General features: G+C 42.1%; 10 protein-coding genes and 2 tRNA genes. 3 read left to right on the top strand and 9 right to left on the bottom strand.

Features of this window, described 5'->3' with window-relative positions:
* Positions 1-53: 53 nt before the first annotated feature.
* Together AAG747_RS01555 and AAG747_RS01550 are read right to left on the bottom strand one after the other, a co-directional pair.
* Positions 54-1,031, bottom strand: coding sequence for an NAD(P)H-dependent flavin oxidoreductase (locus tag AAG747_RS01555; protein ID WP_346819356.1), 978 nt, complete (start codon positions 1,029-1,031; stop codon positions 54-56).
* 377 nt (positions 1,032-1,408) lie between these two features.
* Complete coding sequence (locus AAG747_RS01550; protein WP_346819736.1) at positions 1,409-3,163, bottom strand: alanine/glycine:cation symporter family protein; 1,755 nt, start codon at positions 3,161-3,163, stop codon at positions 1,409-1,411.
* Positions 3,164-3,458: 295 nt separating this feature from the next.
* On the opposite strand from AAG747_RS01550, the gene AAG747_RS01545 reads away from it, so the two are divergent.
* The 3 genes from AAG747_RS01545 (at position 3,459) to AAG747_RS01535 (ending at position 6,814) form a co-directional block, all read left to right on the top strand.
* Positions 3,459-5,057: a leucine-rich repeat domain-containing protein gene (locus AAG747_RS01545; RefSeq protein WP_346819355.1), complete on the top strand. Its 1,599-nt coding sequence runs from the start codon at positions 3,459-3,461 to the stop codon at positions 5,055-5,057.
* Positions 5,058-5,147: 90 nt separating this feature from the next.
* A complete protein-coding gene (locus AAG747_RS01540; RefSeq protein WP_346819354.1) occupies positions 5,148-6,323 on the top strand; it encodes a sensor histidine kinase in 1,176 nt (391 codons plus the stop codon).
* A gap of 149 nt (positions 6,324-6,472) precedes the next feature.
* Complete coding sequence (locus AAG747_RS01535) at positions 6,473-6,814, top strand: YraN family protein (RefSeq protein ID WP_346819353.1); 342 nt, start codon at positions 6,473-6,475, stop codon at positions 6,812-6,814.
* Between the two features lie 165 nt (positions 6,815-6,979).
* Here AAG747_RS01535 and AAG747_RS01530 read toward each other — a convergent pair whose 3' ends face one another.
* The 7 genes from AAG747_RS01530 to AAG747_RS01500 form a co-directional block, all read right to left on the bottom strand.
* Complete coding sequence (locus AAG747_RS01530; protein WP_346819352.1) at positions 6,980-7,483, bottom strand: outer membrane beta-barrel protein; 504 nt, start codon at positions 7,481-7,483, stop codon at positions 6,980-6,982.
* 287 nt (positions 7,484-7,770) lie between these two features.
* Positions 7,771-9,471 (bottom strand): DNA polymerase/3'-5' exonuclease PolX, encoded by a 1,701-nt coding sequence (polX, locus tag AAG747_RS01525; protein WP_346819351.1) that lies wholly within the window; start codon positions 9,469-9,471, stop codon positions 7,771-7,773.
* Between the two features lie 93 nt (positions 9,472-9,564).
* Positions 9,565-10,557: a cytochrome d ubiquinol oxidase subunit II gene (locus AAG747_RS01520; protein WP_346819350.1), complete on the bottom strand. Its 993-nt coding sequence runs from the start codon at positions 10,555-10,557 to the stop codon at positions 9,565-9,567.
* A 106-nt stretch (positions 10,558-10,663) separates the two neighbouring features.
* Positions 10,664-11,995 (bottom strand): cytochrome ubiquinol oxidase subunit I, encoded by a 1,332-nt coding sequence (locus AAG747_RS01515; RefSeq protein WP_346819349.1) that lies wholly within the window; start codon positions 11,993-11,995, stop codon positions 10,664-10,666.
* Positions 11,996-12,328: 333 nt separating this feature from the next.
* Positions 12,329-12,400: transfer RNA gene (locus tag AAG747_RS01510), tRNA-Glu, on the bottom strand.
* Positions 12,401-12,433: 33 nt separating this feature from the next.
* Positions 12,434-12,505, bottom strand: a tRNA-Glu gene (locus tag AAG747_RS01505).
* A gap of 619 nt (positions 12,506-13,124) precedes the next feature.
* Positions 13,125-14,195, bottom strand: coding sequence for a M42 family metallopeptidase (locus tag AAG747_RS01500; RefSeq protein WP_346819348.1), 1,071 nt, complete (start codon positions 14,193-14,195; stop codon positions 13,125-13,127).
* Positions 14,196-14,291: the final 96 nt, after the last annotated feature.

Here is a 14,291-nt window from a genome sequence, read left to right as displayed (position 1 = left end):
AAAGAAACCCGGAATTGTCACTGCCTATAGCATAAGTCCGTTCCGGGTTTCGGTCATTGGGGCACAGCCTCATACTCCTCCACCATTGCAGCTATGATTTCGCTTACCGGCCGGATTTCCTTGACAAACTCAATAGATGGCCCTGCACACCATACCGTTTTGTAGGTTGTGTTGAAAGCTGCTTTTTCCAGTGATTTCATGCCTTTCCGGAAGGTAAGCATCTTGGCAAATTTTTTCAACTTCTTATTATTATTCAACAGTTTTTCCAACCAACTCTGGTCGGTTCCTACTTTTTGTACATAAGGAGTATTGATGACGGTACAGGGAGTCCCCGAAAGCTTCGTGGTCATCACAATATCTTTGGCACCATACTGTACTATCGCCTCTTTATATTCCTGAGAAACAGCCGCCTCGTGCGAAGCAATAAAAGGACTGCCCATGGAAACGCCACAAGCCCCCAATTCCAACACCTTCTTCCATTGTTGACCATTTCCCACTCCTCCGGCAGAAATCACCGGAATCTCACAAGTTTTTATTAAGATGGAAATCAATTCTTCCGGAGACAGCTTTCCGGCATGGCCTCCGGCCTGATTATTCACAGCAATCAGAGCATCCGCCCCTAGATCTTCTACTTTCCGGCCATAGGTTTCTTCTGTAACATCACAAAACACTTTAATCCCTTCTTTTTTACAAGCCCGGATGACTTCTTTAGGACTTCCCAAGGAGGTAATGATAAAATCCACATGCAAATCCAAACAGGTCTGCAAGTCTTTTTTCATCCGGAAATTCGACTTATTCACAATTAAATTAATTCCGATAGGACCTTTTGCCTGTGCCTTGATTTGACGGATAGCCGATTTAAACTCTTCTTCAGTCCGGTAATTTAAAGCAGGTATAGCCGCTGTAATCCCCTGTTGGATGGCGGCAATACTCATCGCTGTATTGGATACCAAAAACATAGGAGCCATGATAATCGGATAGCGAATGCCTAGCATTCGGGTAAGCGTGGTATCAATTTTTTCCATTTTCATAAAGTGTGGATTTCTTGATTTTTGTAAAATACATTAATGACAATACCTCCTGCTTTTATTCTCCAATAAAAAAATGAACAAGCATAAAAAGTATAACCTTGTTCACCAGTCCACACTTAATAAAATATATTGAAAACGACCCTCGCTTCAGAAGTAAATATGCGGGAGTTTTATTTGCTTTTAATAGGAAAGAGAGAAGAGGCAAAAATGTTAGTTATCACGAAATTAATAATTTTCTCATAAATTAAAACTGTCATTAGGCATTCAAACTTCCGGTGATTAAAGTTCGATATCAGTAAACTCACCTATACAAATTACTTCCTGAGTGCTTTTATGTTGACCTGTTTCTCAAAGCCCAGCCCCAATCACTATTCGTATCAACCGTATTTTTCAAAATATTTCCGGGCTTCTTGTAGCACTTTCGGTGAAAGTAATAAAGCCGACACCATGGTCGGTATCGCCATCAAGGCATACATTCCGTCAATTAAATTAATCACCGAATCAATGGACACAACCGCTCCCCACAAAATCGTCAATACATAAAAATAGCGGTGAATTTTGACAGATTCACTCCCAAACAAGAACGAACTGCATTTGGCTCCGTAATAGGAAAAACTAAACAAGGTAGAAAAGGCAAATACCGCAGCACAAATACCCAAGAGCAATATGCCAGTGGTCGACATTTCGGCTTGAAATGCCGTAGCGGTCAGGGTCACACCATTTTTCACTTTACTTTCTACAAAGCTCTGATAAAAACCGCCCGGAGTGCTTAAAGCTCCTTTTAAGGTATGATCACCTTCCAGCTGAAAAGCACCCATAGAAGCCGTAGCAATGCATTGGTGTTTTTTATAGGATTTGAAAGGAGTATTGACTACCAAGCGGATCGTACCAAGGGATACCTCCGAAGCAGCAACAGGTAATTGTAACTGCACGGTAGAATTTAATGAATCCAAATGAAAGACACCTAATGCTTGTTCATAATCTATGTTGTCAAGCAAGGTGGTGGAAGTATAAATAATCGGATAGGCATCAGCATTGTTTTCCTCTTCATCGGTAGGTGTATATATTTTACCTGTTATCACAGGGTTCCCTTGCGTATCCAATACTTCTATGTTGAGTTTGTGTTTTTGATCCCACACACCGGTTACAATAATTGCCAGGGCCGTCATCGTACAAACTAAAAGGGTGTCAATGGCGGGGCCCAGCATTGCCACAAGCCCTTCGCGAATAGGTTCTTTGGTTTTGGCTGCACCGTGCATCATCGGGGCCGTACCGATACCCGCCTCGTTCGAAAAGGCCGCTCTTCTGGCTCCTTGCCGGATTACTTCCCCTACCAGGCCACCCAATACGGCTTTTCCTGTAAAGGCATCGGAAAAGATCAATGCAAAGCTTGCCGGAATTTCACTGATATTCGTGATGAGAATATATAAAACGATCAAAATATAGGTAAGCACCATGAAAGGCACCAACTTTCCCGCTACGTTGGCAATCCGGTGTAAACCTCCAAAAGTGACAGTGGCCACGATCAGCATAATCACCGTGCCGGTCAAAAAATCAGAATAGGCTGTAGGCCCCAAATTGGCCTCAAACCAACTGTTTTGCAACATCCATCCATTGGGGATCAGAAGCAAATCCCGGATGACTTGTGTCAACTGATTGGCTTGAAAAACAGGCAAACAACCGAACAGTCCGGCTACGCAAAATAAAACTGCCAATGCTTTCCATTTGGGGCCTAAGCCCTCCCGCACCACATACATGGGTCCGCCTTCCAAGTGCCCGGCAGAGTCTTTTCCCCGGTACATAATGGCCAAAGAGCAAGTAAAAAATTTGGTGGAAATTCCTAAAACGGCACTCAACCACATCCACACCAATGCACCGGGGCCTCCGGTAGTAATGGCCACTGCCACACCACTGATATTACCCATTCCGACAGTAGCCGCTACTGCTGAGGCCAAAGCTTGATAGTGATTGATATCCCCGGGATCATCGTCTTTGTCATATTTTCCCCGGAGTACATCAATGGCATGTTTTAAATATTTGAAAGGCAGGAAGCGGGAGTACACCGTAAAAAACAACCCTCCCCCTAACAATAAAAGTAACAAGGGGGTCCCCCAAGCTACTTCGCTAAACATCTTTAAGTACAGTTCTAACGTCTTCAAGGCTTCTGATTTTGACTCAATCCCGGAAGATACAGCCTAATGAGTAAATATCCAATTTTCAATAAAACAGGTAACTATAGTAGTAATCCCTCTGCACTTCGTTCCCTCCTATTCGCTTTCATAAAGCTTACGCCCGCCTCCTTTTTTCGAATCAGTATTAGTTTTCTATCTTTGGTGATGGTCATCTTTGTAAAAGGGGATGAAAAAGCCGCTTGGCTATGACCGTTTTCAATTTAAATAAACTGACAATCCACTAAAAAATACATCAATGATCAGGAAACTAGTAATGGCTCTGTTACTTGGAATATTCACACTGTTCCAAACAGTAGCCCAAGAGTTCAACAACCAGCAGCTGGCGAAAGCAAAATATTACTACAGTTTGGAAGAAGCACTGAAGGAAACGGATAAGGTATATAAACTGAGTTTGGAAGGACAAGACTTAAAAGAATTGCCCAAAGACTTAAAAAAGCTAAAAAACTTATATGTACTGGATTTGACCAATAACCCTCAATTGAATATAGAAGAGGTCATCAAAACCGTAAAAAAATTCAAAAACTTAGTTGCTTTAAACTTGTCTCAAAATCAATTGAAACAGCTTCCCGGTGGTATGGGCAACCTCAGTAATTTGCGGGAATTATACTTGAGCAATAATGAATTAACGACTCTACCGGAAGCAATAAAGGAGCTTAAGGGCTTGGAAATTTTACATTTGAGTAATAACCCTGCGCTAAACTGGGACAAGTCTTTTGAAATGCTTTCCCAACTACCCAACCTTTTGTTGTTGGATTTGAGTTTCAACAAACTGACAAGTTTGCCAGCCTCTACCGGAAAATTAAGCAAACTCAAACAACTGAACCTGGCCGGAAATCAACTAAAGACTTTACCTTCGGAAATGGGACAACTAAAGCAATTGCTTTCCCTTAATATGCAACAAAACAGTTTAAAGGCCACTCCATCCACAGTGGGGCAATTAAAGTCTTTAATCATTCTTAACCTGGCCGGAAACCCCGGGATTGACTTCGAACAAACCGTACATATCCTTCAAAAAGTACCGGGATTGAAGAGCTTGGACCTTTCGTACTGCCAACTTTCCTTGGTTCCCTTTGCCATTGGAGAGTTGAAAAACTTACAATCTTTGGAACTGAGCGAAAACCAAATCTCCATTATTCCCTCCCAAATTGGCGATTTGACCAATCTTAGAAAGTTGATCCTCCGACAAAACCGCCTGGATATTTTACCATCTTCTATTGGAAACCTCAACAATTTGAGAGAGTTAAACTTGGTCAATAACCGCCTGGAAGTACTCCCGGTGAGTTTTGAAAAGCTCATTAACCTGCAACAATTGCTTTTGGTAAACAACCCTATTCCGGTCAACACCCTGTTTGCCTTGAAAAAGAAATTACCCGCAACTGTCATTCAGCCAGAACCGGAAAGCTTGATTCCTGCCAAAGAGTATACGTCTATCGCAGAAGCTTTGAAAGAGCCCAACAAAGTGCGTGTATTAAACCTGACCAATCAAAATCTGGAACAACTTTCGGAATTGGTCACACAACTGCCAAAATTGGAGAAACTAGTCTTGGATGAAAACCCCGGCCTGGATCTCCGGCAAAGTCTGGATATACTCAAAAAGCTTCCTACTATTCAAGTGCTCAGTATTCGCAATGCCAAAATCAAGGAAATACCCGAAACGATAGGAGAATTAGGTAATTTGCTGCAATTGTATTTAAATGGGAACGAATTAACTCAACTACCGGCTTCCATGAGTAGCCTTGGCAAACTGCAAATCATCATGTTAGCGGATAACCCGATTGAAGAAGAACAATTGATTAAAATACGCTCGATGCTACCCAACACACTCGTATTTTAAGTTGAGAGATAGCAAAGGGAAAGGCATTGGCTGGCTAACAACAGGGTAACCAATGTCTTTTTAATTTCCATCACTAAAATTTGACTGGCTTTGATCAACTTGTATTATAATAAGAATAAGGCGAAATGGATCATCGTTTCTTCGGCATTACTCATTGGTTTGTTTTCCTTGTTATATACGAATTGGCTGGTGAAGCAATTAGCCGAACGGGAAAAAAAACAGGTGCAATTGTATGCCCGGAGTTTGGAATTCATCATCTCTTTAGAGCCCAGCGAAAACCTCAATACCTTATTTGAAGAGGTGATTGTAGCAAACGAGTCAGTGCCTTGTATTGTAGCGGATGAGCATGATATTCCGTATGATGCCCGGAACATCCGTATGCCCGAAGGACTTAACCCTTTTGAAAAGCGGGATTTTCTGGAAGAGAAAATGCAGGAAATGAAAGAGGAGTATGAGCCAATTGAAATCAACCTGGAAGGCATCCGTAACTATGTTTATTACTCCAACTCCCGTTTGATCACGTTGCTTAGGTACTACCCTTATATCCAGCTGACCGTTATCGGAATACTGGGCATCTTGGCTTATTTTATTTTTAGCACTACCCGCAAAGCCGAGCAAAACAGGGTATGGGTTGGTTTGGCCAAAGAGACGGCCCACCAATTGGGAACTCCAATTTCTTCCTTGATGGCCTGGATCGAATACCTACGGGCCGACAATGCTGTGGATGAATCCATTCTAACAGAATTATCAAAAGATACCCAACGCTTGGAAATGATTACATCTCGGTTTTCCAGCATCGGTTCCGTGCCGGTTCCCAAATCCACCGATGTACTCCGCTCTGTCAGAAGGATTGTCACTTACTTGCGCAAGCGGGTTTCTACCAAAGTACGGATTAATATCGTTCCCAAACACGGCGAAGAGTTTTCGGGAAATATCAACGAACCCTTGTTTGAGTGGGTAATTGAAAACTTGTGTAAAAATGCCGTAGATGCGATGAGTGGAGTGGGGAAAATCGATATTTTTCTCCGCAACTCCCGCGACAATAAAACATTGATGATCGATATCAGTGATACGGGAAAGGGGATTCCCAAATCAAAACTCAAAACCGTATTTCAACCGGGGTTTACAACCAAAAAGCGGGGCTGGGGCCTAGGGCTTACCTTGGTAAAACGCATTGTGGAAGAGTATCATCAAGGAAAAATATTTGTGTGGCAATCCGAACCGGGAGTAGGAACCACCTTCCGGATATTGATTCCTAAAAAATAATGCTGTGGCGATTGCACCTTCTTCAGGATCCATAGCATTCTTTCAGGAACTTCATTGAATTGACTTCACTACTCAAAAATATTTGTTGCCGGCCATCATTTAAATTAGGAACATCCGGTGGACATATGAAGAGAAATAATCAACATCTAATGATAGGAAAACGCGGGGAAGAAATAGCCTGTTGGTATTTAAAACGGCGGGGATTTGACATATTGGAGCAAAATTACCGATATAAAAAAGGCGAGATCGACTTAATTGCCAGTAAGGATAACTGGTTGATTTTTGTAGAAGTAAGGGTAAGAAACAACGATGCCTATGGCTATCCGGAGCAAAGTATTTCGGCCCAAAAGGAGGAATTACTTCTGGCCACAGCTGAGCATTATTTACACACCCACCCCAACAAACATTGCCAGATACGGTTTGATATTCTCAGCATCACGCTTCAAGCCAACCGGAGTACGGTACGGCATTTTGAAGACGCTATCGGCTAATTTCAGAGGGATTGGAGGATGGAAGGATTGATGGATTGAAGGAAGGGAGGATTGATGGATGAGTTGAAGCTTTGGTGATTTCTCTTTCTTCTCGGAGCTGTACTCACAAAAAAACCCGCTTTGCATCTTCAAAGCGGGCTTATAGAATGTATAGGTAAAAGTGCTTTAGATTTTCACACTCAAACCAAATTTTGCTCCGGATACCGCATTACCTCCGGCAAACTCCAAATTGATTCCCCATTTGTCTGAAAAGTAGTAACGGCCACCAAGTTGTAATCCTAATCCTACACCAGAATCGTCATCCCATGGATAGTCATTGTCTGTACTCCAGTGGTAATATCCAAGGTTTAACCCTGCATATAAATCCCACTCTTGAGGAATATCCAATACCGTATTGAAGTGATAATTACCACGGGCAGCTACACCAAAAATGCTGCTATTATACTTATGGGTCCTATATTTTCTACCATAAGAACGATAACTCAATTCAAAACCTAAACTGATATCCGGGTGAACACCAAAGTCCATTCCACCATAAATAGGCACTCCCCACCCATCAAGACCAATACCAAAGTTTATTTGCTTTCCACCTTTCCCTATCGGACTCTGTGCCAGGGCCATTGTACTGATAAGTAAAACCCCAAATAAAGTTGCTGCGATTTTCTTCATTGTAAAAAAATTTAAACTCAATGTTTTTTAAAAAATTAGAAGTTTCTTCTTAATAAAGTACAAATTCATTAAAAAGTATGCCATAAGTAAGAAGTAGGGTATTTTTTCAGTATTTAAAGGGAGTAAACACAGCCTTTATTTTGTTCATAATGCTCTAACTATAAAGCCTATGTGCCTTTAATTTTCTACCATATCTTTTTATTTACAATAATATAGTAAAAGAACAAAAGGCATATAGGCCAGATGATACACTCCCCACTCAACCTACTGAGCTTCGGGTAAGGTTGCTACACTTTCTTTCCCTTTTTACTAAAAAAAATTTCTATTTCTTCCACACTCAACGCATTCAAGGTCATGTCTTTGGTAAGCCCTGCTTTACGCCCTACCAACAATCCATAACGCATATGATGATACCCTTTTTTCTCATGTGCATCGGGGTTGATACTGATCATAATATTCTGGTCCAAGGCATAGCGCACCCAACGCCAGTCCAAATCCAAGCGCCAGGGGTTTGCATTGATTTCAATGGAAACCTTGTGTTCTGCACACGCATCAATCACGGCTTTATGATCTATCGGATAGCCTTCCCGCTTGAGCAATAAGCGCCCCGTAGGATGACCGAGTATGGTGGTATAAGGATTTCGAATAGCCTTCAACAATCTCTCTGTAGCTTTCTTTTCATCCATCTTTAAATTGGAATGAACAGAGGCCACGATAAAATCAAACTTCGCCAATACCTCCTCTTCATAATCCAAACTCCCATCGTTGAGAATATCGGATTCAATTCCCTTGAATATTTTAAAAGGAGCCAGCTTATGATTCAAGGCATCGATTTCTTTGTGTTGCTCTTCTACCCGCTCAGGAGAAAGACCATTGGCATAAAATGCCGACTGGGAATGATCGGAAATTCCCAGGTATTCGTATCCCAGCTCTTTACAATAAGCCGCCATCTCTTCCAGGGTATGTTGCCCGTCACTATAGGTAGAGTGATTATGCAAAATTCCTTTCAGATCTTCCATCTCTACCAACCGGGGAATTTTCTTCTCTCTGGCCCATTTCAATTCAAAGGTCCCTTCCCGCATTTCAGGAGGTACAAAGTCCATGGAAAGCTTTTCATACAATTCTTGCTCCGAAGAAGGATGCAATTGGGCTGCCGCCTGTCGAAGGGTTCCATAGGCTTCCACCGGAGCGGCCAAATGTTCAGGCGAGGAAGAATGAATGAATAGGTTTTTGGCAAAGTCCTGTGGAGAAGAGAGCAGCACCTCCAAAGGCATACTAACGTCTTTGATTTCCCCCCGCCATACAAAGGGTCCCGATTTTTTTTCATAATACTCCAGCTCGGGCTGTTCGTTTAAGGCATTCCGCACTTTTTCAAAATCATCAGTCCCTACAATCAATTCCACGGTATCAATGATTTCCAAATTCCTTCGCAATTGCCCGGTCATACTCACCTCTCCTTCCACCTGTCCGGACAAATAGTCCGCAAGCTTTTTTGCCAATTGCTCTGCATCTGAAAAATGCAACTTCCCTTGATTTCCCTCCCGGAAGGTAATCTGGTCAATGATGAGCTTTTGTGTTTTTTCTGCAAAGCCTTTGAGTTGCGCCACTTTTCCCTCTTGGCATGCTTTCAAAAGGTCAGAAATGGTTTCTACTCCCAGTTCTTTCCAAAGAGTGGCAATCTTTTTTGCTCCGATGCCTTTAATTTCCAGCATTTCCACTACGCCTTCAGGGGTCTTTTCCAACAGTTCCTCCAGCTCCGTAAAGCTACCCGTCTGGTCAATCTGAGCAATTTTTTCTGCAATACTTTTGGAAAACTCCAATGCCAACAATTCCTCTTTGCTTTTTCCTTCTACCGCCTGTTCCAAGCGCTCCAAATGCATCACTGCCGATGAGTATGCACGCACTTTAAACGCATTGGCCCCATGTAGCTCCATTAAAGAAGAAGCGGTCTTTAATATTTTTACGATTTCTTTATTTGTCAAACCCATGCAGTTTTTTTATTAAACAGATGCCCAAAAGTAACTTGCTTAAACGACAGAGTCAATATTGGGTCATGAATGTATCAAAAGTAGTACAGCCGTTTAAAACTGTTCTCTTTTAAAGATCTTAAATAAATAAATTAAACTTGGAAAAATAAAACTGGAGCCAATAATCAAAGCAATCATCAATTGTTTGATGACGGCATCAGGTGCCACGGTATTTTGAATGGTCAGGGAGTCGGTATCGGCAATATGCACCAAAACGGGATACTGCTCTAATAAAAATGCACCGATGATTAATATGGTTTGGACTCCGGCCAAAATACGTGTTAACTGCACCTGCCCATGATGAATAAAACGCCATAACAAAGGCAAATTCACGGTGGCAATCACCACGGCAACAATCGCCCCGGTCGAATCTAAAAACATTTCTAATAAGGGAAACCCGTTCCAATTAGCTGTGATAAACACCAAACCGCCCAAAACCACTAAAATGATATTGCTGATTTTAGCAGCATTGATAAAATTCTTTTTTTCAGCCTCATTGGCAGCTTCGCCTATCAGGTAAACCGCAGCTAAAAAGGTGAATAAACAACAGGTAAATAAACCCAGGGAAAAAGAGAAGGCATTCCACCAGGGATTGATAAACCCCTCTGCAAAAGTATTGGCTTGCACATGGATTTTACCCAAAAACATGCCTCCGGCCGTTACTCCGATAAATAACGGGGTGACAAAACTGGAAATTTGAAAAATAATGGAATACACAGGTTCGGAACGCTTTTTTTGAGGATCGTAATAGCGGAAGGTAAAAGCCGTACCTCGAAGAACTACCCCTAATAAAACAATCAAAATAGGTATATGCAAATAATTACTGACCGTAGCATATACTTTGGGAAAGCCCACAAACAGAATTACCACCACCAGTACCAGCCACACATGATTGGCCTCCCAGATCGGTGCAATGGCATGGGCAATGGTTTCTCTATTTTTCTTTGGTAAGAAGGTCTCCAACACACCTGCACCAAAGTCCGCGCCTCCAAATAAAACATATAAGATTAAAGCGGTAAACAGGAAGAAAATAATAACTGCTAACATAGAACTATCAGGCTTAAAGATTTGGTAGAAAAGGGCCTATTTCCAAAAAGAACAGCCCTGTTAAACCTTCCGGGAAGGAAGGCTTTTCATCATGAGAAGGAATGTTTTACATCACTTTTGACTCCTCGCTTTTAGAAGACAGCTCATAATGTAAATTACTGATCTGACGTTGCATCAGCCAAACCAACACAACGGTCAACAACAAGTATACCGAGGTCATCGTTAGCATCGGAATTTCCAATCCCGGCATATTGGAGACGGCATCTTTGGTTTTCATGATGCCATAAATGATCCAGGGCTGTCTTCCTACTTCCGTCACTGTCCAACCCGCTTCTACGGCTATAAATCCCAAAGGAGTAGCCCCAACCAGAATTTTCAAAAACCATTTGGTTGTAATTTGTTGAGGCCACTTCCAGTAAAACAACAAGAACAGCAGACCAATCAAGGCCATAACAGACCCTGCTCCTACCATGATTTGGAAAGCGATATGGACCACCAATACCGGAGGCCATTCTTCTTTGGGAAATTCTTTTAACCCTTTTACTTCCGCATCCAAATCCCCGAAGGCCAGGAAACTCAATAAACCGGGTATTTCTATCGCATAGTCAACTTTTTCTTCTTCTACGTTTGGCAAACCACCAATCAACAAACCGGCATTTTTAGAGGTTTCAAAATGGCTTTCCATGGCTGCCAGTTTTAAGGGTTGCCGTACGGCAATATCCTTGGCCGCAATGTCACCGCTTAAAGGTTGTAAAATTGCAGAGATCGCTCCGATGGTCAGTGCAATTTTCAGCGCTTTTAAGTGGATATCAAATTGAGGATTGCGTAACAGAAGAAAGGCGTGCAGTCCGGCTACGGCAAAAGCCGTAGCTTCAAAAGCGGCAATGGTCATATGCAAAGCCTGACTGAACCAGGCATCGTTAAACATGGCCGCTACCGGATCGATGTTGATAGCTTGCCCGTTGACCCAATCAAAACCGGAGGGGCTATTCATCCAGGCATTGGCTGCTACCACAAATATACCGGAAGCGACACCGGAAAGTCCTACGGCAATCCCGGAAGCAAAATGCACCCATTTATTCAAGCGGTTCCATCCGTACAGGAACAAACCCAAAGCGATGGCTTCCAGAAAAAAAGCGGTTCCTTCCCAGGAGAAGGGCATTCCGAAAATCGGCCCGGCATGCTCCATAAAAGTCGGCCATAACAAGCCCAATTCAAAAGAAAGTACCGTGCCCGATACGGCTCCCGTAGCGAAAAAAATCGCCACTCCCTTCGACCAGGTTTTGGCCAGTTTTTTATACTGTTCGTCTCCGGTCCGGAGCCATTTATATTCGGCAAAGGCCATAAAAAAGGGCATGGCGATACCGATACATGCAAAGACGATGTGAAAACCTAAAGAAATTGCCATTTGAAGTCTGGCAGCTAGTAAGTCATCCATAGCTGAAAACTATTAACAGGTTGAAGATAATATATGAAAAGAAATATATAATCGTGTGATTCTGACGATATCATTTTACTGTAAAAACCAAAGCAAAACAATTACAAACCACTTAAATTCAACCACTTACAAGGCAATCTATTTAAGTTTTTCCAACATTTCAGGTGTGTTACAAAGTAAGACTATAAAATCTAATTCCTCAATGAAAATGCAGAAAAAAAGAAGAAAAAACAGGTAAGGAATTAAGGGGTTAGAGAGAGGTTTATAAGGGGGTAACAAACAGGAATAAATAGTATAAAATAAAAAAGTCAGCTCTTTCAAGCTGACCTGTAGTACTCCGTAGGGGATTCGAACCCCTGCTACCAGGATGAAAACCTGGCGTCCTAACCCCTAGACGAACGGAGCATTTTTGCACTGCCACGTTTACTAAACTTATCGTACTCCGTAGGGGATTCGAACCCCTGCTACCAGGATGAAAACCTGGCGTCCTAACCCCTAGACGAACGGAGCATATTTTCTAAGGAGATGCAAAAGTATTCAAGATTTTTCTTTTTCCAAAAACTTTCGGATTTTTTTCCTGAACTTTTTATTTTGCTTCCAGCTTCCCTGGATTTTCTCTGTCTTAGCGGGTGCAAAGATATAAAAGAGCAAATCACTTTTCCCAAAATTTTCACAAAAAAATTCAAAAAAAAATCACAACACCCTACAAATCAACACAAAGGGGTATACAAATGCATACCCCTTTGTGTTGATTTCGACAATCTATTCCGGATCAAGTGGCAGTCTATCATTTATTGAAATAAATCATCGAGTGAAATAGTGAGTAGACTGTTTGAAACTAATCCTGGATTGCACCGGCACAAAACTTTATATTGAGATCTCAACCTTTTTTGCAATGCCTCTTCAATTTTCACTCATTCATACACTGAAGTGAATTAAACTTTTTCTTTTTCCTAAAAAAGGTTTCAAAAACGCCTCCTCTGTCTTACTTTTTGCAACAATAGCTTTGGCTATTCTTTTCAAATCTTTTCAAAAAGTGCCTTGATGAGCCCATTGTGATTCCATTTTCGGCCAAAAACTATACGTGTAAACCACTTCACTAATCAGAAACTACCCTTCGCAACTTGGATTACTTTATATATCTGAAATCGTGACCTGCTTCCAGTTTTGTCAAAAATTCCACATACAAATCAATCACATGTTGTACATCTTCCTTATTTACCGTTTCCACAGTAGTATGCATATATCGCATCGGAAGAGAAATCAGGGCGGATGCTACTCCTTCGTTGGAATAGGCAAATGCATCCGTATCGGTGCCTGTAAACCGAGAAGCGGCTGAGCGCTGCACCGGAATATTACCTTCCTCTGCCCGTTGGAACAGCATGTTCAGCAAGTTATTTTGCACGGCCGGGCCGTAAGTCAAGACAGGTCCTGCGCCACACTTGGTTTCTCCTTGTTTTTTCTTATCGTACAAAGGAGGTGTGGTATCATGGCATACGTCTATGACAATGGCTACATCGGGCTTGATACGGGCCGCGATCATTTCCGCACCACGCAAACCGATCTCTTCCTGAACGGCATTGACAATGTATAATCCAAAAGGTAGTTTCACTCCGCGCTCGTGGAGAAGGCGTGCCGTCTCGGCAATGATAAACCCTCCAATACGGTTGTCCAGAGCCCTTCCGGTGTAATACTTTCCATTCAGCTCGGTCAACTCATCCTCATAGGTAATCACACACCCTACATGTACACCTAATTCTTCTACTTCTTCTTTCGAACTACACCCGCAATCCAAAAAGATATTATCCAGGTTGGGGCTTGGTTCATTGGCTTTGTCGCGAACATGAATGGCCGGCCAGCCAAACACCGCTTTCACAACCCCTTTTTTCGTATGGATATTTACTCGCTTAGAAGGTGCGATTTGATGGTCGGAACCCCCGTTCCGGATCACATAAATATAGCCTTCCGGAGAGATGTAATTCACAAACCAGGAAATTTCATCGGCATGTGCTTCGATCACCACTTTATACGGAGCGTCCGGGTTAATCACTCCTACAGCCGTACCGTAGGTATCCGTATAATAATTGTCCACATAGGGTTTTACATAATCCAGCCACAACTTTTGCCCGGAGGCTTCAAAACCTGTAGGAGAAGCATTGTTCAAATATTCGTACAAAAATTTCTTAGGATCTGCGCTCATAATTATTTTAAATTTATAAATGTGCTAAAACGGAACTCTCAAAATTAAACGTTAAACGGAATTATTGAAGCATTGCCCCCAAAGAATCCGGTAGCA

This window comes from Rapidithrix thailandica, from assembly GCF_039710355.1.
Taxonomy (GTDB): domain Bacteria; phylum Bacteroidota; class Bacteroidia; order Cytophagales; family Flammeovirgaceae; genus Rapidithrix; species Rapidithrix thailandica.
The sequence above is the reverse complement of the archived record's forward strand: the minus strand, read 5'-3'. Positions and strand labels throughout refer to the sequence as shown.

Coding starts and splice junctions, on each gene's coding strand:
- AAG747_RS01555 (WP_346819356.1), bottom strand. CDS start 1,031: ATGAAAATGGAAAAAATTGATACCACGCTTACCCGAATGCTAGGCATT.
- AAG747_RS01550 (WP_346819736.1), bottom strand. CDS start 3,163: ATGTTTAGCGAAGTAGCTTGGGGGACCCCCTTGTTACTTTTATTGTTA.
- AAG747_RS01545 (WP_346819355.1), top strand. CDS start 3,459: ATGATCAGGAAACTAGTAATGGCTCTGTTACTTGGAATATTCACACTG.
- AAG747_RS01535 (WP_346819353.1), top strand. CDS start 6,473: ATGATAGGAAAACGCGGGGAAGAAATAGCCTGTTGGTATTTAAAACGG.
- AAG747_RS01530 (WP_346819352.1), bottom strand. CDS start 7,483: ATGAAGAAAATCGCAGCAACTTTATTTGGGGTTTTACTTATCAGTACA.
- polX (WP_346819351.1), bottom strand. CDS start 9,471: ATGGGTTTGACAAATAAAGAAATCGTAAAAATATTAAAGACCGCTTCT.
- AAG747_RS01520 (WP_346819350.1), bottom strand. CDS start 10,557: ATGTTAGCAGTTATTATTTTCTTCCTGTTTACCGCTTTAATCTTATAT.
- AAG747_RS01515 (WP_346819349.1), bottom strand. CDS start 11,995: ATGGATGACTTACTAGCTGCCAGACTTCAAATGGCAATTTCTTTAGGT.
- AAG747_RS01500 (WP_346819348.1), bottom strand. CDS start 14,195: ATGAGCGCAGATCCTAAGAAATTTTTGTACGAATATTTGAACAATGCT.